Origin of the sequence: Acidovorax sp. NB1 (genome assembly GCF_005405905.1) — a bacterium.
Lineage (GTDB): Bacteria > Pseudomonadota > Gammaproteobacteria > Burkholderiales > Burkholderiaceae_C > Acidovorax.
Map to the genome: position 1 here is coordinate 17286 of NZ_BJHU01000043.1, position 18903 is coordinate 36188.

Below are 18903 nucleotides of genomic sequence, written 5' to 3' on the forward strand. Positions count from 1 at the left end.
GCCAACCATGTTCGACCATTTCACTCCGGCCATGCTGGACCTCTTTGCCTCCTCGCTGTGGGAGACGCTCATCATGGTGGGCATCTCTGGCATCGTGGGTGGCCTCATCGGCGTGCCACTGGGCGTGTTCTTGCGACTCACGGACCACGGTGGCGTGCTGCAGAACGGCCCCGTCAACAAGCTCGTGGGCTGGCTGGTGAATGCCGTGCGCTCCACGCCTTTCATCATCCTGCTGGTGGCCATCATCCCGTTCACGCGCTTCATCACGGGCTCGTCCATCGGCACTGCTGCTGCCGTGGTGCCGTTGACCATTGCCGCTGCGCCCTTTGTGGCCCGCCTGGTCGAAGCCGCCTTGCGCGAGGTGGACCACGGCCTGGTCGAAGCCGCTCAGGCCATGGGCGCCACCACCAGCCAGATCGTGTGGAAGGTGCTGCTGCCCGAGGCGCTGCCCGGCATCGTGGCGGGCCTGACCATCACGTTCGTGAGCCTGACCGGTTATTCGGCCATGGCCGGTGCGATTGGCGGCGGTGGTCTGGGTGACCTGGGCATCCGGTACGGCTACCAGCGCTTCCTGCCCGAGATCATGCTGGCCGTGGTGCTGGTACTGATCTTCTTTGTACAGGCCGTGCAGAGTTTGGGCGACTGGGCGGTGCGCAGATTGAGCCACCGGTAAGTGTTGTTCTACCGACTCTTTGTGCTACTCATTTAATAGCTATAAAGGGATGATGGACGCGCGCAGGCGGCCATTTTTTCTTCAGATTACGGTCTCAATAGCCGCATCCATGACCGCCCCTGTCTTCACTCCCTCTCCCCTCGTGGGAGAGGGCCGGGGAGAGGGCCGGGGAGAGGGGGCGCGCAGGCACGCCGCATCGATTCACCCCCTCTCCCCAACCCTCTCCCGCGAGGGGAGAGGGGGCTGAACCCCCCTCAGCCTGGCACCCGATAGTGGTAGCCATACGCTGTCTTGAAACCCATCGATTCATACAGCCGCAGCGCCGGAACGTTCTGCGCGCGCACCTGCAAATAGGCACTGGCCGCCCCGGCCTCTGCCGCCCAGTGCAGAAGGGCGGTGACCAGCGCGCGCCCGCGCCCGCCGCCCCGGTGCTCGGGCGCCACGGCCAGGTCGTACAGGCCCACGGCGCCGCGTTCCAGCACCGCCAGCCCAAAGCCTACGGGCTGGCCTTGCGCATCGTGCTGCAGGGCAAACGCGGCAGGGTGGGCGATGTGGTCCAGCATGCTGTTGTGCAGCGCGCGGTGGTGCAGGGGCACGCTGTTGGCAGCGGCAAAACCCTCCAGCCAGGCGGCGGTGGGCGTGGTGCTGATGTGGGTGCTGCCATCAGGCTTGCCGGCCGACCCCAGGGCCAGCGGCCGGTGCAACACCAGGGAGGGGTCGAAGTGCTGGTAGCCCGCCTCGGCCAGCTCCTGGTCGGCCTCGGGCGGGGCCAGGGGCGAGATGCGGAACACGGCGGGCAGCCCGTGCCGCGCATACAGCGTGGTGGCCGCCTCGCGCACCCCGTCAAACGGCGCGCCGGGCAGCAGTGCGTTGACCGAGTTGGCGCGCTTGGTGTAGCCGCCCGACAGCCGGAACACCCAGCCCCGGTGGAACACTGTCTGGCGCGCGGGCCAGGCGTTGAAGGCGCGCTCTTCGAGGGCGCGGATCAGGGCGGCGGGGACGGTGGGCTCGATGGTGGTGGGCGTCATGGCTGGCGTTATACCAACCCGCCCCCGCCAGATCACGCTCAATCAATCGGTCGTGATCTTGTTGTCCACCACCAGCTTGCCAAAGCGGGTGGTGTCGCTGGCGATCTGCTCGGCCATCTGCGCGGGTGTGTTGCCGATGGGCTCGGCGCCGATGTCCTGCATGCGCTTCTTGAAGTCGGGCGACTGGATCACCTTGACCATCTCGGTGTTGAGCTTGGCCACCACATCGGCAGGCGTGCGTGCCGGGGCCAGCACGCCAAACCAGGTGCCGATATCGAAGCCCGTAAACCCGACCTCCTGCAGCGTGGGCACGTCGGGTAGCGAGGAAGACCGCTTGGCCGTGGTCACCGCCAGCGCGCGCAGCTTGCCCGCCTTGATGTGGGGTAGCACGGGCGTGATGGTGTCGAACGACATTGACACCTGCCCGCCCAGCAGGTCGGTGGTCAGCGGGCCGCTGCCCTTGTAGGGCACATGCAGCAGCGGCTGGCCGATGGCGGTGGAGAACTGCGTGCCGATCAGGTGCTGCGCCGTGCCCGCGCCGTTGGAGCCATACGAAAACTTGTCGGGCGCGGCCTTGATCAGGGCCACGAGTTCCTTCACATCCTTGGCGGGTGTGGTGGCGCTCACGGCCAGCACGTTGGGCACCAGGGCCACGGTGGTGATGGGCGCAAAGCTCTTTTGAAAGTCGTAGCCGAGCTTCTTGTAGACGCTGGTGGCAATGGTGTGGTGCACCGCGCCCATCAGCAGGGTGTAGCCGTCGGGTGCGGCCTTGGCCACATAGTCGGCGCCAATGGTGGCGCCCGCGCCGCCCCGGTTTTCCACGATCACGGGCTGGCCCAATGCGGTGCTGAGCTTTTCGCCCAGCGCACGCGCCAGCACGTCGGTGGTGCCGCCTGCGGCAAACGGCACGACGATGGTGACGGGTTTGCTGGGCCAGGCCTGCGCGTGGACGGCCGTGCCGGGCAGCAGGCAAGCGGCGGCCACGGCTGCGAGGGCCATCAGGTGTTGGCGGCGCTGCGGGGTGGCGATGCGGGTAGGGCGGTGCATGGTTTGTCTCCGAAAGGATGGGGGTGCGGCGGCCTTGTTTTTTTGCCCGCCGGGTGGCGCCCCGGCCCGTCTGTGCGGGCCTGGGGCATGTGCGGTCAGGCCGCTTTGCGTGCAGCCGGTGCGCTGCCGATCAGCGCGCACACTGCATCGGTCACCTGCGCCGTGGTGGCCGTGCCGCCCAGGTCGCGGGTGTGCAGGGCGAGGTTGGCGGTGACCTGCTCGATGGCCTGCATCACGGCGCGGGCGGCATCTACTTCGCCCAGGTGCTCCAGCAGCATCACCACCGACCAGAAAGTGCCGATGGGGTTGGCCAGGCCCTTGCCCATGATGTCGAACGCCGAGCCGTGGATGGGCTCGAACATGCTGGGGTAGCGGCGCTCGGGGTCGATGTTGCCGGTGGGCGCAATGCCCAGGCTGCCCGCCAGCGCGGCGGCCAGGTCGCTGAGGATGTCGGCATGCAGGTTGGTGGCGACGATGGTGTCGAGCGTGGCGGGGCGGTTGACCATGCGGGCCGTGGCGGCGTCCACCAGTTCCTTGTCCCATTTCACGTCCGGGAACTCGGTGGCCACCTGCGCGGCAATCTCGTCCCACATCACCATGGCATGGCGCTGGGCGTTGCTCTTGGTGATGACGGTGAGCAGCTTGCGGGGCCGCGACTGCGCCAGGCGGAAGGCAAAGCGCAGGATGCGCTCCACCCCCACGCGGGTCATGATGGACACATCGGTGGCCGCCTCGATGGGGTGGCCCTGGTGCACGCGGCCGCCCACGCCCGAGTATTCGCCCTCGGAGTTTTCGCGCACGATGACCCAGTCCAGGTCCTTGGGCGTGCAGCGCTTCAGCGGTGCATCAATGCCCGGCAGGATGCGCGTGGGCCGCACGTTGGCGTACTGGTCAAAGCCCTGGCAGATCTTCAGGCGCAGGCCCCACAGCGTGATGTGGTCGGGGATGTCCGGGTCGCCCGCCGAGCCGAACAGGATGGCGTCCTTGCCGCGCAGGGCATCCAGCCCGTCGGTCGGCATCATCACGCCGTGGGCGCGGTACCAGTCGCCGCCCCAGCCAAAGTTTTCGAACTGGAACTGCAGGCCGGGGTGGCGCGCAGCCAGCGCTTCGAGCACGCGCTGGCCCGCAGGAATCACTTCCTTGCCGATGCCGTCTCCGGGGATGGTGGCGATTTGATAGGTTGTCATGCAGATGCCTGGGTAAAAGAGAAGTCAGAAAAATCTGGAAATGCCCGCGCAGCAAGCCCGGGCGTGGAAAAGAGACACAAGAGAAACCAAACGGTGAGAAGGACTGTAGGCCTGGACGCCTTTGCAGAACGCCGCTAGAGTGAATCCATCGTTAACCTGCAGTTAAAAGACTGCGCGAGATCTATTCGATGAGTTCCACCATTCAGCCCACAGAACTGGGCTTTTTCTCCGCGCTGGCCGCCAGCCCCAGCCTCAGCGCCGCCGGGCGTGAAATGGGGGTCTCCACAGCGGCGGTCAGCAAGCACCTTGCGCAGATGGAAAAGCGCCTGGGCGTGGTGCTGGTCAACCGCACCACGCGCCGCATGAGCCTCACGCCCGAGGGCGAGCTGTTGCTGGAGCACGCGCGCCGCATCCTGCGCGAGATCGATGCGCTCGATGAACTCATCGTGCAGTCCAAGGCCAGCCCCAAGGGCCTGCTGCGCGTGAACGCCACGCTGGGCTTTGGCCGCATGCACATCGCCCCGGTGATCTCGGACTTTGTGCGCAAGTACCCTGAGGTGGATGTGCAGCTGCAGCTGTCGGTGCACCCACCGCCGATCACCGACGATGCCTACGATGTGTGCGTGCGTTTTGGCGAGCCGCCCGACGGCCGCGTGGTTGCCCGCCGCATTGCCCCCAACCGGCGCGTGCTGTGCGCCGCACCGGCTTACCTCGACCGCCACGGCAGGCCCCGCCTGCCGCGCGACCTGATGGAGCACCAGTGCATCGGCATCCGCCAGGGCGACGAGGCCTATGGCCTGTGGCGCCTGACCACCGGGCGCGGCAGCAAGGCGCACACCGAGTCGATCAAGATCACCGGCAACCTCACCACCAACGACGGCGAGATCGCCGTGCTGTGGGCGCTGCAGGGCCACGGCATCGTGATGCGCGCCGAGTGGGACGTGAACCGCCACCTGGCCCAGGGCCTGCTGGAGCCCGTGCTGCCGCACTACCAGACCCCGGCGGCCGACATCTATGCGGTCTACCCCCAGCGCCACCAGTTCTCCACCCGCGTGCAGGCGTTTGTGGGGTTTCTGGCCGAGGCGCTGGCAGCATCGGGGGCACCGGCTGGCGTGCCCGCCAAGCCAGGTAAGCCAAATAAAAGCGCAATGCAGCTTTCTTGATCTGCGGGGGGGCGCCGATCCGGTGGGGTGGTTAGGGTGTCGCTATCCAACTTGCTGAGCCTGCCGTCTTCAACCGCCTTTCCCTGGCCTGCTATTGACTGTGAAACCACTCCCGCTACTTTCTGCCTTGCTGGTGGGCGCCTTCGTTACCCTGCCTGTGCGTGCTGCTGATTCCACCGCAACGCAAGACTGGTCGCTGTCTACCGACGGCGCCTATGTGCTGGACCACCGCGCGGGCCTGGCCTGGCCGCGCTGCGTGGAAGGCATGCAATGGACCGGCAAAACCTGCACCGGCAAACCCCAGCTGCTGGACCGCGCCGAAGCCACGGCCCTGGCCACCGAGCGCTGGAAGGCCGAAGGCGTGGGCTGGCGCATTCCACGCGCGGCCGAGCTGCAGCGGCTGGTGGACAAATCTCTCTCGCCGCCGGGCCTCAACCCCATCCTGTTCCCCGCCGCCCCAGGCCAGTGGCACTGGTCGGCCACCAGCAACGTGAGCGCGCCCAGCGTCAACCAATACACCTACGGCAACATCGCCCAAGGCCGCGCGGGTGACAGCGCCCGGCAGGCCGCCATGATCAACGGCTGGGCCGTGAACCTGTCTACCGGCGAGGCGCGGGGCGATGCGGCGCGGGCTAGCAGGCTGCCGGTGCGGCTGGTGCGGCCGATGCCTGTGCAGTGATCCACACCCTGCGCCCGCAGGTCACGCGCAGGCACCGGGGGCGAGTGGTGCACGCTGCGGGCCTCATTGCCGTGGGTGGGCGTCGGGGCCTCTGGCATCGAAATCGCGGCTAGAGGCAATGACGGCTGCCGCGATGGCGGTGTCGGTCAGGGTGGGCAGATCCGCCCGCAGAAACACCGCATGCACCTTGAGGGCCAGCAGGGCCAGTTCGTCTGGCCTGCGGGGCACGCGGCCGCCGGGGAAGGCCGATGCCTTCTCCTGCATGAACCGGGCTGCCGCCTGCACGGCCTGGTGGGCGGCCTGCGCTTGGTGGCTGCCATACGAGAAGCGCCAGGCGCGCACCCTGGCGTTGATGCGCGAAAAGCTGTCTGTGCCTGCGGCCATGCCCGCAGCGGCGAACACGCGGCAGTCGTAGGCGCGGCAGGCCTGGGGCCTTGCTGGGTAGATGCTGCAGTGGTTGTGCTCCAGCATGGGGCAGGCGCCCTGGGCGGTGCGGCCTAGCACCTGGTAGCCGGGTGGCATGCCCGGGGCCGGGCTCAGTAGTGGTGCAGGGATGGCCATGGCGGCGGCGGAGTCTGACGGTGTCAGGGGGATGAAGTACCCCGAGGTGCAGCACCCCCGGCAGTCGCCGCAGGGCACCGGGGCCGTGGTGCCGCTGTGCAGCCCTTGCAGGGTGTGGGCCAGCCAGTCGGCAAAGTCGCCCGCATCGACCGGGGCCTCCTGGACCATGCGGTGGGTGGGGATTGCAGGGGGTGATGTTTGTTGGCGATGCATGGTGGCGCAGGTCAGCGGTTCAGCAGGTCCAGCAGCCCCCGGTTCAGCGCATCCATCACCCAGCTGGTGCTGTCGGGCTCCACGCTCAAGGTGTTGGTCAGCGCAAAGTAGGCGCTGCGCCCGTCCTGTGCCAGCACCGTCAGGCCCATGAACCCCTGGTCGGCCCCGCTGTGCACCAGGGCCCCCTTGCCGTGCAGCCAGGAGCCCTCCCAGCCCAGCGCGTAGTCGCCGCGGCCCAGCGTGCGCAGGCGCTGCACATAGGCCGCAGGCAGGCTGTGGCTGCGCCCCTGAAAGGCGCGCTGGTGTTCGGCCAGCCACTGGCCATAGCCTGCGGGGCCCATCCACACGTCCCCCGACGGCTTGGCTGCATCCACCCAGGGTTGCACCTCGGGTGCAAAAGCGGTGGCGGGCAGCAACCGGCCCGGGGCGGGGCCCTCATGGCCTTGCGCCGCGTTGGCAGGGGGCTGCCACTGCGGCTGCAGGCCGCGTGGCTCGGCCCATTGCCGCATCAGGGTTTCGAAGTCCTGCCCCGTGGCGGCCTCCAGCATGGCCCCGGCCGCGGTGTAGCCCGCGTTGGAGTACGCAAACTCCCCGGCACCGACCACGGGCGTCAGCGACAGCAGCCAGCCCGACAGCACACGGCGCCGCGCCGCATCGGTGGCAGGGTGGGGGAGGGGCAGTGTGGCCACAAAGTCGGCAATCCGCGCAACCTCGGCCGGGTCGTTGAAGGTGGGCAGGCCGCTGCGGTGGTCCAGCAACTGCGCCAGGGTGGCGTTGGCGTAGGCTGGGTGCTGCTTGGCGGCGGCTTCGGGCAGCAGGTCGGTGGGGCGGCTGTCCCAGCGCAGCTTGCCTTGTTCCACCCAGTGGGCCACCAGGGCGGCGGTCATGGCTTTGGACAGGGATGCGAGCTGGAAGGATTCGCTGCCCGTCATGGCATCGCCCTTCAAGCGGGCTTGCCCGGCCGCACCCAGGTAGAGTTTGTCGGCGCTGTCGCGCTGGCTGCCAAACACGGCGCCGACCAGGCCCGCGTTTACGGCGGCCTGTGCGCGCTCGCGCAGGGCCTGGTTTTCCAGCAACAGCCGGGGGTCGCGCAGTTCGTCGCCTTCTGCGCCGCCACAGGCGCCCAGCAGGGTCAGGGATGTGAGGGCCAGCGCTGAGGCAAGGGCGTGTCGGCGGGTGAGGTGCGGGGCTGTGCAGGGGGTCATGCCGGGGCTTTTCAGAATCAGAAGAAGCCGCCGATTCTGAAAACGGTGCCCTAAAGATTCCCTAAAGAAACGCGCAGGGGCTGCCCCTTGCGCACCCCTCAGCTGCCCGGCTGCATGCCACCCAGGTCCAGCACAAAACCCACGCCCCGCCCGTCCAGTCCCTCGTCCAGCCAAAGGCGCGCATGCAGGCGCTCGGCCGCCTGGGCCACGATGGCCAGGCCCAGGCCCGTGCCGGGTTCGTCGTGGCCCGTGCCGCGCCAGAAGCGCTCGAACACCTGCGCGCGCAGCGCCGGGGCAATGCCCGGCCCGTTGTCGCGCACCGCCAGCCGGATGCCGCCCTGGTGCTGCTCTATCGACAGCTCCACCCGCGTGGCGCCGTAGCGCAGTGCGTTGTCCACCAGGTTCTGCAGGATGGACTGCAGCGGCAGCGGCTCGCCATGCCAGGCCAGCGACTCCGGGCCTTCCAGGGCGAGGGTGACTTTGCGGCGCTTTGCATCGGCATGGGCGTCCAGCAGCACGCCTGCCGCCAGCTCGCACACATCAATGTCCTGCGCATCGCCGCTGCGGGTGGGGTCGAGCGCCGACAGGTCCAGCAGCTGCTGGCCCAGGTGGGCCGCGCGTTGCAGGCCTTGCTGCAGCGCCTGGGCGGCTGCGGCGCGGCTGGCTTCGTCGGGGCTGCCAAGCAGCACATGCGCCTGTGCCGACAACGCCGCCAACGGCGTGCGCAGCCCGTGGGCGGCGTCGTGCACAAAAGCGCGCTCCAGCGCCAGGTGTTCGCGCAGGCGGGCCAGCAATGCATCAAAGGCCCGTCCCAGCGGTTGCAGCTCGGCATAGCGCAGGTCCGCATCCAGCGGCTGCAGGTCGCGCCGTGTGTCCAGCGCCTCGATGCGCTGCGAGAACTGGCGCAGGGGCCGCAAGCCGCTGCGCACGGCCAGCCACAGCGTGAGCAACAGCACGGGCAGGGCGATCAGCAGCGACATCCCCACCTCGCCCAGCAGCCACTCCAGCAGCTCCAGGTCGGTGAGCAGGGGTTCCAGCATCAGCAGGTTCCAGCGCTGCCCTTGCGCGCTGTAGGCCACATGGGGATGGCCATCGATATCCAGGCGGCTCAGCCCGGTGGGGGCTGTCTGGTTGCGCAGGTCGCGCCCGCTTTCGTACACGGTGCCGCCGCCATGGCGTTCCAGCCGGACGGAGACGCTGGCACTGCCAGGCACCACCTCCTGCCGGACGCGGTTCAGCTCGGCGATGAAGGCCTGCAGCACGGCGGTGGCGGCTTCGGCATCGTCCAGCGCATCCAGCGACTTGATCAGCACCGAAGCCAGAGGCGCAGCAGTGGACTGTTTGTCCAGCTCCGTCCGGGCGTTCCAGTAGTTCATCGCGATGACCAGCACGCTGATCAGCGCAAACGCCAGCAGCAACGCTGCCACCAGCCGCAGGCCCAGGGTTTTCTTCACACCGACTCCAGCCAGTAGCCCACGCCCCGCAGCGTGCCTACGCGCTCAGTGCCGATCTTGCGCCGCAGGTTGCTGATGTGCACCTGCAGCGCTGCCGTGTCCATCGGGTCGCCCAGGGGCTCCAGGCGCTGGGCCAGCGTGCGCTTGGGCACCACATCGCCACCGCCCTGGGCCAGCGCCAGCAGCAGTTGGAATTCGCGCGGCGTCAGCTCCAGCGGCTGCCCGCCCAGCTGGGCCTGGCACTTGCGGGGCCACACGCTCAGGGCCCCAAACTGCCACTGCTCGCCCGACTGCGCGGCCGTGCGCCGCAGCACCGCCCGCAGCCGCGCCAGCAGCTCGGGGATGTCAAAAGGCTTGACCAGGTAGTCGTCCGCCCCCGCGTCCAGCCCGCCCAGGCGGTCTTGCAGCGCGCTGCGTGCCGTGATCACCAGCACTGGTGCGGCTGCCTGGGCACGGCGCCAGCGGCGCAGCAGCTCCATGCCACTGCCATCGGGCAGGCCCAGGTCCAGCAGCACGGCGCTGCAGCCCGGATCGTCCAGCTGCAGGGGCGCATCGTGGGCGCGGCGCAGCCATTGCACGGTGAACCCGTCCTGCTGCAGCGCCCGCACCAGCGAAGCCCCCAGGTCCAGGTCGTCTTCGATCAGCAGGATGTGCATGGGGCTCAGCGCGCCGCGCCGGTTTCAACGCCCGCAAAGGCATCGGCGATGAACTGCTCAAGGCCGGCTTGCTCCAGCAGCTCGATGGAGAAGTTTCCAAACCGCCGGGGCAGCCACAGGATCCGGTTGCCCCCCGGCGCACTCAACTGGTCGCGGGCCAGGGGCTTGCCGTTCTCGTCCTCGGGCTGCACACCACGGGCCACCAGCGCGTCATAGGCCGCCTCGATGTCGGGCGTGCTGTAGCAATGGCGGTAGATGGTGCCGTCCCCGTGGGTGTCCAGCAGCTCCTTGAGATTGCCCGCCAGCGGCTGCACCAGCATGAACCGCTCCACCCCCATGCGCGCGATCGCGTAGCGCACATGCAGCCCGTCGCGCTCCCACACCAATGTGCGGGAGATCTGCGCGTTCAGCACCGCCTGGTAGTAGGCGCAGGCCTCCTCCAGATTCAGGACCAGGACATCGACGTGGCTGAATGTGAGTTGCATGGAGGAGGGCGGGGGCGGCGAGGGGGGCGGATTTTCTCATGGACCCGTTGTGGGCTTTGGGAGTCGCGGCACGCTGCTGCGCGCGGAGTGGGTGCGCGGAAATGCCTGTCGGCGGGTTGGTTGATGTAGTTATTGGTGCAGTACAGCCGCTTGGACGTGGATATTCGTGCGGTTCATGCGCAGCGGCACCGGACGTCGTTTCGGTTTAAGACGGTTTTTGATTTTTTGGTAGCGGCTTTGCAGGAGTGAGGGGGCTCTGAGTCAACGCCCAAGTTAGGCTGCAGATAGATGCGCAACCTGGTGTTATTCCTCGGCGTCATCAGGATTTTCCTTGAACTCTGTCGGTGGGATGTATCTGAAATAAAGCACGTCTGCAGGAGAGCCGTCTTCCTTTTTTAAAGTGCTGGAATAGTGGATTGTGGCAATTTCGTTTTGAACGTAATTGTCGGGTAGTTTGACCCCTACTGACTGCATGATGGCTTCTAACATGCCTCTAGGTGTTTGGTTCCAGATCTGATATGCCTGCTCAATTTTTCGACCTTTAAAAATTGCATCATCAGGTATTCCTTGTATCTCTCTGAATGCATGTAGCGCCTTATCGCTAAAATAATAAAGATGCTCATCAAATAGATTGCGCCTGCTGGAGTCAATCACTAGCGCGCCTAAGTAGCCTGTGAATAAATCAATTTTTTCGCCGCCTTGAGCGTCCATAGGTTGGTTGAGGTCAGGCCGCCCGTTGAAGCCGGCGTGCGGATCTTTGTGGCATACGCGGCAAAGCGTAATTCCGTTACCAGTCTGGTATCGGAGATATTTCCAAAAGCTTTTGCGAATTATGTGATGGGCAGAAAGGCCATTCTTGGAGTTGCAAATAACGCAGCGGTGTCCATCTCGCTCTCGAATGAACTTACTCCACAAGCTTAAGCAGTATGTGTTGCTTCTGTTTCCGTCAACTGCTTTTACCAATCCATCATAAATATGGGAGAGGTCGGTTTTGAGGTTCTCGTTCATAAAAGCCTAACGTAATTTAGACCGCGAAACCTGCGGGATAAACTGGATCGTGCGAGATTTTCTGGCCACTGACTCCTCCTGAGCGTGGCTTGCAGCCTGGGTTTGCAGTCGCTGCGCTGTGAGAGCACTCAGATATAAAAAATATAAGAAACCCGGCAGACTTGCAACGGGCGGACTATAGCCCGCGAGCAGGCGAAACTTGGGTACCAGATGGGCAACCCAAGGACACCGGCCTGCTGCAGCAACGCGCCCCGCGCAGCTCCCTCACACCCTCTTGCAAAAAAACGTCGTCCCGCACAACGCCCCATCCGGCATCAGCGCGTAGTCCGGCACCACGCCCACGCGCTGCCAGCCTGCGCGTTCATACAGCCGCTCGGCGTCGCCGCCGGTGACGGTGTCGAGCACCAGCACGGTTTTGCGCTCCTCACGCGCGGCGTCGTCCACGGCGGCCATGAGCTGTTGGGCGATGCCCTGGCGGCGGGCGCGGCGGTGGACCAGCATCTTGGCGACGTCGGCGCGGTGGGGCTGGTTGTCGGGCATGGCGGTGACGAGCTGCACGGTGCCCACGATGGTGCCGTTGGCGTCTTCGGCCACCAGCAGCACGCGCTCGTTGCGCGCTACGCCGTCGGCCACGCCGCGCCAGAAGGCCAGGGCCTTGTCGCGGGGCAGGGGCGCCATGAAGCTGACCGAGGCGCCGCCGTGCACACAGTCGATCAGCACATCGGCCAGCGCGCCTACGCTGGCGGCGGCTTCGTTGGGCCCCAGGCGGCGGATGGTGGTGGTCATGGTTGTCTCCGGGCGGTTGGGGTGGTGGCAGTGGGGGCAACTGCGCGCGCAGGGGCCGGGCTGCGCGGGGTGAACCCTGCAAAGGGCGCGATCGTGGCCAGCGCGACCAGGTAGCGCGCGGGCACGGTGCCGGGGTTGTGGAACACGATGGGCTGGTTGAGCTGCATGGCAAGGCAGTCGCCCGCAGCCAGCGGCCAGAGGGTGTCGCCCACGGTCAGCTCCATGTGGCCTTCCAGCAGCCAGACCTGCTGGTGGATGTCGGCGCCGGGCACGGCCGAGTCCAGGGCCACGCGCTGGCCGGGGGGGAAGACGACTTCCACCAGCTGCAGCGGCGAAGGCGCAGGGGGCGAGAGGCGGCGGCGCACGTAGCCCGAGGCGGGGTCTTGCCACCGGGGCTGGTCGGCGGCGCTGATGTGGGGGGAGGGGGCTGCGGCACTTTCATTGCCTTCACCGCCATCAGCGCTGTCGTCAAAAAACGAGGCCAGCGCTACGCCCAGGCCGATGGCGAGCTTGTCGAGTACGGCCGCCGTGGGGCTGCTTTCGCCGCGCTCGATGAGCGAGATGTTGGAACGGCTCACGCCGCTGCGTTCGGCCAGGGCGTCGAGCGAGTAGCCCCGGGCGCTGCGCAGTTCGCGCAGCCGCTGGGCGATGTGGTGGTGGATGTCCATGGCGGCAGTTTATTGGAAATTAAATCCACAAAACTGGAAATTGCCGAAATCCACCAGAGCGCTTTGGCGAGATACGGCGCGCCGTTATGCGCTACGTTGTGGGTGTTTACTATATTTTTGATAGCTGGTTGGGCAATACAGTCGCGCGGTAAGGCCCATTTTTGCTTGTAACCCACAGGGTGTGCCCGCTGGCGCGGGCCCTGGGCGATGCTGATACTGTGTGTACTTTGCATTTTTCTTCACCCACCCGCCGATCCCTTCGGGCTGCCCGATATGGCGGATCGCACCAGAACACCGGAGACAACCCCCCATGACCCTGCCGCTTCACCCCCTGGACGCCGACCTGTTTGCCCGCGCCTTGCCGCTGCTCGACGACGAGTGGCTGACCCGCGACCCCGAACTGGCACCCGTGCTGCCCACCGTGCTGGCGCGCAATGTGGGGCAGGACTGGCACAAGGCGGGCACGTTTCGCCACCACCTGGTGGGCGTGACGCGCACGCTGACGGTGTGGCAGCAGCCGCGCGATGTGCGCCTGCTGGGCCTGCTGCACAGCGTGTATGGCAATGCGTTTGTGGACCTGGTGAAGTTCGACCCCGCCAAGGAGCGCGCCCGGGTGCGCGAGATCGCGGGCGAGTCGGCCGAGCACCTGGTCTACCTGTTCTGCACCCAGTCGCGCACGCAGTTTGTGCAGAAGGTGCTGGCCCACGCGCTGGAGGCCGACGGCAGCTTGGTGCTGCAAAAGGATGGGCAGGACCACGTGCTCACCCCCTACGAGGTGGCGGCCTTCATCATCGTGAGCATGGCCGACACCATCGAGCAGTGGTTCAGCTGGCAAGACGACATCTTCTCGCGCTTCCCCGAGGTGCAGCACCGTAGCCAGAAGGCGCACTGGGCCGCGTCGCTCTGGCCCGGGCCCATGCGGCCGTCGGGGCGCATGGTGCACCAGATCAATGGCCTGGCCAAGGCGCTGCAGCACCCTGGGCTGAAGGATGTGCTGCCCATGCCGCCCGTGTTTGCGCACTGCTCGCAGTACCTGTCTGCGGCCGACGAGGCGGCAGCCACGTCGCTGTATTGGTCCGTCATCCAGCAAGACCAGCCGCTGGTGGACCTGGACGTGGCCACTGGCGTGCTGGAAAGCGCCGTGCGCCACAACCCCTGGGTGGGCGAGCCACAGATGGTGCTGGCGCAGCTGTATCTGTCGGCCGGCCGCAAGGACGATGCCAAGGCCGCCGCCGAGAGCGCGCTGCACCTGTTCTGCGCCTGGGGCAATGCGTGGGACAAGCGCGTGCAGTGGGACGCCTGGGTGGCCTGGACGCGCATCCTGCTGCAGGGCGCGACAGTGGAGGGCACCTGGCCCGAGCGGCTGGACAAGCTGAACAATGTGGCGTTAAGAGGGTGACCCCCTGAGGCGCTGCGCGCCTTCCCCCAAAGGGGGACGCCACCAGCGCACGCAAGCGAAGCGCCGCATGCGCGGCTTGGCGGCCCTTGCGCGGTGGCCGCTGAAGGGGCGCACGCCTTTTCAAAGCGCAGGGTGCATGTTTTTATATGCAATTAGGTTGTAATGAAATGAAAACTTAGTTGTTCCAGTTTTATCGGGGAAACCCTAGGATGCAAGCCATCTCTTTACGAAAGGTTTTCCCTGTGAACAACAACAAGCGCCTTCTCCTGCAATCCGCCCTGGCCCTGGCTGCCGCTGCTGCTTTCTCGTCGGGCGCCATGGCCCAGGACAAGCCCATCAAGGTGGGCGTGACCGGCGGCCCCCACGCGCAGATTTTTGAGCAGGTGAAAAAGGTCGCCGAGAAGGACGGCCTGAAGATCCAGATTGTCGAGTTCAGCGACTACGTGCAGCCCAACGCCGCGCTGTCGGCGGGCGACCTGGACGCCAACAGCTACCAGCACAAGCCTTACCTCGATGCGCAAGTGGCCGACCGTGGCTACAAGCTGGTGTCGGTGGGCTACACCGTCAACTTCCCCATCGGCCTGTATTCCAAGAAGGTCAAGAAGCTGGAAGACCTGAAGGAAGGCGCCAAGTTCGGCATCCCCAACGACCCCACCAACGGCGGCCGCGTGCTGCTGGTGCTGCAGGACAAGGGCCTGATCAAGCTGCGTGACGGCGCGGGCCTCAAGGCCACGCCGCTGGACGTGGTGAGCAACCCCAAGAAGCTCAAGTTTGTCGAACTGGACGCCGCCCAGCTGCCCCGTTCGCTGGACGATCTGGACGCCTCGGCCATCAACACCAACTTTGCGCTGTCGGCGGGCCTGAACCCCGGCAAGGATGCGATTGCCCAAGAAAATGCCAAGAGCCCCTACGTCAACCTGATCGCCGTGCGTGAAGCCGACAAGGACAAGCCCTGGGTGGCCAAGCTGGTGAAGGCCTACCACTCCGAAGAAATCAAGAAGTTCATCCAGACCGAGTTCAAGGGCTCGGTGCTGCCGGGGTTCTGAGGCTGAGGGTCTGAGCGCTCTGCAAGGGAGAGCGGGCTTGGGGCAATGGTTTTGCCTGTGCGCCCCCTCTCCCCAACCCTCTCCCGCGAGGGGAGAGGGGGCGTGGGCCGGGGTAGATCGACCGACCTGCCCTGTGGGTGATGGATGCTTGCCATGGCATGCCGTGCCGTGCCTTGTAATGGCCGCGCGATTTCCCTTCACCCCCTCTCCCCTCGCGGGAGAGGGTCGGGGAGAGGGGGGGGACTTCTCGCCATCGCCGCACCTGTATGCCCCGCGCTCCAACCCGCCACAGGATGGGCCGTTCGGGTACCGCGTACAGCACACGAAAATATGGATTAAAAAAGGCCCTTGCGCCTGTCCAGTATGCGCTGATAGCTATCAAATTTGTAGCTTTTGAGCCGCCGCAGTACCCCAGTGCTTCTCTGGGAGAACTGCGCGGCTGCGCTTGCCTCCACAATGGAAGGGTAACGCCCGGTAACACCCGCCCCCTTCCTCACCCATGCCCTTCGCCGAACGAGCCCTCACAGCGGTCTGGCTGGGCGCAGCCTTGCTGTTGTTCGCCGCATCGCTCTGGGTGCCGGATGCGCCGACGCGGCTGTTTTTGGACAACGCCTCCTGGACGCTGGCGTTTGGCCTGTCGGCCTTCTGGGCCTGGCGGGGGCGGGCGCAGGTGCCGCCCGCACAGCGCTTGCTGCACACGGGGCTGTGGGTGGGCACGGTGCTGGTGCTGGCCGGGCAGCTGGTGTGGAACCTGCAGGTGGCACTGGACTGGAACCCCTTCCCGGCGCCTGCTGACCTGTTCTTCCTGAGCGTGGGGCCGCTGTGGGCGGCCACGGTGATCCGCGCCACGTTTGCGCGGCTTTCCAAGGACCGCGCCTATCCCGCAGCGCTGGACTTTGGCGGCGCGGTGCTGGCGCTGCTGGCTTTTACCCTGGTGATCTACCTGCCCTCGGGGCAGGCGCAGCCATTGGCTACTGCCACGGTGCTGCTGCTGTACCCGGCGGTGTACCTGACGGCGGCGGGTGTGACGGCGCTGGCCATGCCCACGGTGGGTGTGCGGGTCACGCGGGCCCACCTGCTGGTGCTGGCGGGCATGCTGGGCTATGGCCTGAGCTGGATGCAGTGGAACCTGATGCTGCTGCGCGGCGATGTGTTGCCGGGCATGGTGTTCAACGCCAGCTTCAGCCTGGCTGCGCTGGCGCTGGGCTGGGGCGCGCGCAGGCTGCGGTTTGAGGTGTCGGACGACGCGGACTACCGCCGCCGCTGCGACCAGGCCATGAACTATGTGCCCCTGGTGGCGATGGGGCTGGCGGGCATCACGCTGGTGCGGCTTTTCATCATCACCCCCGAGGGGCGGGCGGGCGTGCAGGCGCTCATCCTGGTGTGCTGCCTGCTGGTGCTGCTGCTGGCGGCGCTGCGCCAGGCGATTGTGGTGGGCCTGCTCAACCGCCTGCGCACGGCCGAGGCGGCGGTGCTGCGTAACGAAGAGCGGCTTTACCACGTCGCGCATTTCGACGCCCTCACGGGTCTGCCCAACCGCCGCTATTTTGAGGACGCGCTGGAGCGCGCCGTGGCCGAGGCCGGGCGGTACACGCAGGCCCCCGACCACTGCGTGGCGCTGTTGCTGATTGACCTGGACCATTTCAAAAGCGTGAGCGAAACCTACGGCCACCGGGTGGGCGATGCGCTGCTGAGCGAGGTGGCGCAGCGCATTCACCTGCTGCTGGAAGGGCGGGGGCTGGTGTCGCGGCTGGCCAATGACCAGTTCACGGTGATGCTGCAGCGCCCCGCGTCGCGCACGGTGCTGGAGCAGCTGGCCACCACGCTGCTGGAAGGGCTGGCGCGGCCCTGGGGGCTGTCGGACGTGGGTGCGCAGTACATGGGCGCGAGCATCGGCATCAGCCTGTTCCCCGACGATGCGGGCGACAGCGTGGAGCTGGTGCGGCACGCGCATTCGGCGCTGCATGCCACCAAAAGCGCGGGGCGGGGCTCGTACCGTTTTTACATCGAGGAATTTACCCAGGCCGCGCGCAGCCGGCTGGAGCTGCGCCGCCGCCTGCACGGCGCACTGCAGGGCGGGGAGTTCACGCTGGTGTACCAGCCGCAGCTCAACCACCTGCGCCAGACGGTGGGGGCCGAGGCGCTGCTGCGCTGGTCGGTGGACGGCAGGCAGGTGCCGCCCGACGAGTTCATCCCCCTGGCCGAAGAGAGCGGGCTCATCGTGCCCATGGGGCTGTGGGTGTTCGAAACCGCCTGCCGCCAGGTGGCGCAGTGGCGCGCCGAGGGCTGGCAGGTGCCGGTGGTGTCGGTCAATGTCTCCACCATCCAGCTGCGCGAGCCGGGGTTCACCCAGGCCCTGCTGGGCATCGCGCAGCGCACTGGGGTGGCGCCCGCCTGCCTGGTGCTGGAGATCACCGAATCGCAGTTGCTGGATGAGTCGCTGTATGCCATGGCGCTGGACCTGAAAAACGCCGGGTTCGTGCTGTCCATCGACGACTTTGGCACCGGCCACTCGTCGCTCGTCAAGCTCAAGCGCCTGCCGGTGAGCGAGCTGAAGATCGACAAGGTGTTTGTGCGCGACATCGTGGTGGACCCGAACGACCGCGAGATCTGCGCCACCGTCAACGCCCTGGCCCGCGCGCTGGGCCTGGAGGTGGTGGCCGAAGGGGTGGAGACCGAGGAGCAGTGGCAGCTCCTGGTCAAGATGGGCTGCCAGCGGTTTCAGGGCTGGCTGTTTGCGCCTGCGCTGGCGCCCGGGGAGCTGGCGCGGCACTGGCTGCAGCCGGTGGCAGGTGGCCCGTTGGTGCAGATTGTCAAAAATGATAGCTAGCGAGGCATGATGGACGCGCGGCAGGGGCGATTTTTCTTTGAATCGAACCCTCCAAAGCGCAACACCCGGCGCGTGGCCGTGTGTGGGGGAGCGCAAGGCAGCCGCTGCTGCTGAAGCAGCCTGCGGGTTATGCCACCTGCGACACACGCGCCTGGTTGGCGGCCACGCTGGTGTGGCTGCTGATCTCCACATCCGCCGAGGCCAGGGCAGCGGCCTTGGCGTCCGGGCCCATGGCCACGCCTTCGGCGCGCACAAAGCGCACGTCGGTGATGCCGAAGAAGCCGAACACCACCTTCAGGTAGCTCTCCTGGTGCTCCATGGCCTGGCCGCCTTCGCTGGTCGAATACACGCCGCCCCGGGTAGAGGCCACGATCACCGTCTTGCCACCGGCCAGGCCCACGGGGCCCTTGTCGGTGTACTTGAAGGTGCGGCCTGCCTGCGCCAGGCGGTCGATCCAGGCCTTGAGCTGGCTGGGGATGGAGAAGTTGTACAGCGGTGCGCCGATCACGATCACGTCGGAGGCCAGGAACTGGCTCACCAGCGCTTCGGACAGTGCGTTTTCAGCGCGCTCTGCCTCAGTGGCTGCGGCCTGGCCTGTGCGGAACCCCAGCGACTGTGCCGACAGGTGCGAAGGCGCCTGCTGGGCCAGGTCCAGGTACTGCACGGTGGTGCCGGGGTGGGCAGCTTGCCACGCAGCCACGGTGCGGGCAGTCAGCTGGCGGGACACGGATTGTTCGCCGGTGATGGCAGAGTCGATGTGAAGCAGTTGCATGAGAAATCTCCTGAAAAGGGCGCGGGGCTGTGGTTGCGCTGGG

General features: G+C 66.7%; 18 protein-coding genes. 6 read left to right on the plus strand and 12 right to left on the minus strand.

Annotated elements, in window-relative coordinates; genetic code table 11:
• Positions 1-7 precede the first annotated feature (7 nt).
• Positions 8-673, plus strand: a complete 666-nt coding sequence (locus AvAM_RS21065; protein WP_055397552.1) for a methionine ABC transporter permease — start codon at positions 8-10, stop codon at positions 671-673.
• Between the two features lie 254 nt (positions 674-927).
• On the opposite strand, the gene AvAM_RS21070 is transcribed toward AvAM_RS21065, so the two are convergent.
• The 3 genes from AvAM_RS21070 to AvAM_RS21080 form a co-directional block, all read right to left on the minus strand.
• Positions 928-1701 (minus strand): N-acetyltransferase, encoded by a 774-nt coding sequence (locus AvAM_RS21070; RefSeq protein WP_137748910.1) that lies wholly within the window; start codon positions 1699-1701, stop codon positions 928-930.
• 42 nt (positions 1702-1743) lie between these two features.
• On the minus strand, positions 1744-2748 hold the full coding sequence (locus tag AvAM_RS21075) for a tripartite tricarboxylate transporter substrate binding protein (protein ID WP_137748911.1): 1005 nt from the start codon (positions 2746-2748) through the stop codon (positions 1744-1746).
• Between the two features lie 95 nt (positions 2749-2843).
• The gene (locus AvAM_RS21080) at positions 2844-3935 is read right to left on the minus strand and encodes a tartrate dehydrogenase (RefSeq protein ID WP_137748912.1); all 1092 of its coding nucleotides are present in this window, start codon (positions 3933-3935) and stop codon (positions 2844-2846) included.
• Positions 3936-4123: 188 nt separating this feature from the next.
• Between AvAM_RS21080 and AvAM_RS21085 the strand changes: the two genes are divergently transcribed.
• Together AvAM_RS21085 and AvAM_RS21090 are read left to right on the plus strand one after the other, a co-directional pair.
• Complete coding sequence (locus tag AvAM_RS21085; protein WP_137748913.1) at positions 4124-5098, plus strand: LysR substrate-binding domain-containing protein; 975 nt, start codon at positions 4124-4126, stop codon at positions 5096-5098.
• A gap of 100 nt (positions 5099-5198) precedes the next feature.
• A complete protein-coding gene (locus tag AvAM_RS21090; RefSeq protein WP_249368274.1) occupies positions 5199-5777 on the plus strand; it encodes a DUF1566 domain-containing protein in 579 nt (192 codons plus the stop codon).
• A 63-nt stretch (positions 5778-5840) separates the two neighbouring features.
• On the opposite strand, the gene AvAM_RS21095 is transcribed toward AvAM_RS21090, so the two are convergent.
• The 8 genes from AvAM_RS21095 to AvAM_RS21130 all read right to left on the minus strand — a co-directional run bounded on the left by AvAM_RS21095 (position 5841) and on the right by AvAM_RS21130 (position 12813).
• Positions 5841-6551, minus strand: coding sequence for a YkgJ family cysteine cluster protein (locus AvAM_RS21095; protein WP_137748915.1), 711 nt, complete (start codon positions 6549-6551; stop codon positions 5841-5843).
• Between the two features lie 11 nt (positions 6552-6562).
• Positions 6563-7756: a serine hydrolase gene (locus AvAM_RS21100; protein WP_137748916.1), complete on the minus strand. Its 1194-nt coding sequence runs from the start codon at positions 7754-7756 to the stop codon at positions 6563-6565.
• A gap of 98 nt (positions 7757-7854) precedes the next feature.
• Positions 7855-9210: a HAMP domain-containing sensor histidine kinase gene (locus AvAM_RS21105; RefSeq protein ID WP_137748917.1), complete on the minus strand. Its 1356-nt coding sequence runs from the start codon at positions 9208-9210 to the stop codon at positions 7855-7857.
• On the minus strand, positions 9207-9866 hold the full coding sequence (locus tag AvAM_RS21110; protein WP_137748918.1) for a response regulator transcription factor: 660 nt from the start codon (positions 9864-9866) through the stop codon (positions 9207-9209). The genes AvAM_RS21105 and AvAM_RS21110 overlap by 4 nt, the downstream gene beginning before the upstream one ends.
• A 5-nt stretch (positions 9867-9871) precedes the next feature.
• Positions 9872-10351: a VOC family protein gene (locus AvAM_RS21115; protein ID WP_137748919.1), complete on the minus strand. Its 480-nt coding sequence runs from the start codon at positions 10349-10351 to the stop codon at positions 9872-9874.
• 303 nt (positions 10352-10654) lie between these two features.
• Complete coding sequence (locus AvAM_RS21120) at positions 10655-11359, minus strand: HNH endonuclease (protein WP_137748920.1); 705 nt, start codon at positions 11357-11359, stop codon at positions 10655-10657.
• A 264-nt stretch (positions 11360-11623) separates the two neighbouring features.
• Positions 11624-12145, minus strand: a complete 522-nt coding sequence (locus AvAM_RS21125; RefSeq protein ID WP_137748921.1) for a GNAT family N-acetyltransferase — start codon at positions 12143-12145, stop codon at positions 11624-11626.
• Entirely contained in the window at positions 12142-12813 is a 672-nt protein-coding gene (locus tag AvAM_RS21130) for a helix-turn-helix domain-containing protein (protein ID WP_137748922.1), read from the minus strand. The genes AvAM_RS21125 and AvAM_RS21130 overlap by 4 nt, the downstream gene beginning before the upstream one ends.
• 310 nt (positions 12814-13123) lie before the next feature.
• On the opposite strand from AvAM_RS21130, the gene AvAM_RS21135 reads away from it, so the two are divergent.
• From AvAM_RS21135 to AvAM_RS21145, 3 genes are all read left to right on the plus strand, one after another.
• On the plus strand, positions 13124-14212 hold the full coding sequence (locus AvAM_RS21135; RefSeq protein ID WP_137748923.1) for a DUF6817 domain-containing protein: 1089 nt from the start codon (positions 13124-13126) through the stop codon (positions 14210-14212).
• A 209-nt stretch (positions 14213-14421) separates the two neighbouring features.
• Complete coding sequence (locus AvAM_RS21140) at positions 14422-15258, plus strand: MetQ/NlpA family ABC transporter substrate-binding protein (protein WP_137748924.1); 837 nt, start codon at positions 14422-14424, stop codon at positions 15256-15258.
• 499 nt (positions 15259-15757) lie between these two features.
• Positions 15758-18088, plus strand: a complete 2331-nt coding sequence (locus tag AvAM_RS21145; RefSeq protein WP_137748925.1) for a bifunctional diguanylate cyclase/phosphodiesterase — start codon at positions 15758-15760, stop codon at positions 18086-18088.
• Positions 18089-18215: 127 nt separating this feature from the next.
• Here the strand turns inward: AvAM_RS21145 and AvAM_RS21150 are convergent, their stop codons facing one another.
• Positions 18216-18860 carry an FMN-dependent NADH-azoreductase gene (locus AvAM_RS21150; protein WP_137748926.1) on the minus strand — a complete coding sequence of 215 codons (645 nt, stop codon included), beginning with the start codon at positions 18858-18860 and terminating at the stop codon, positions 18216-18218.
• Positions 18861-18903 lie beyond the last annotated feature (43 nt).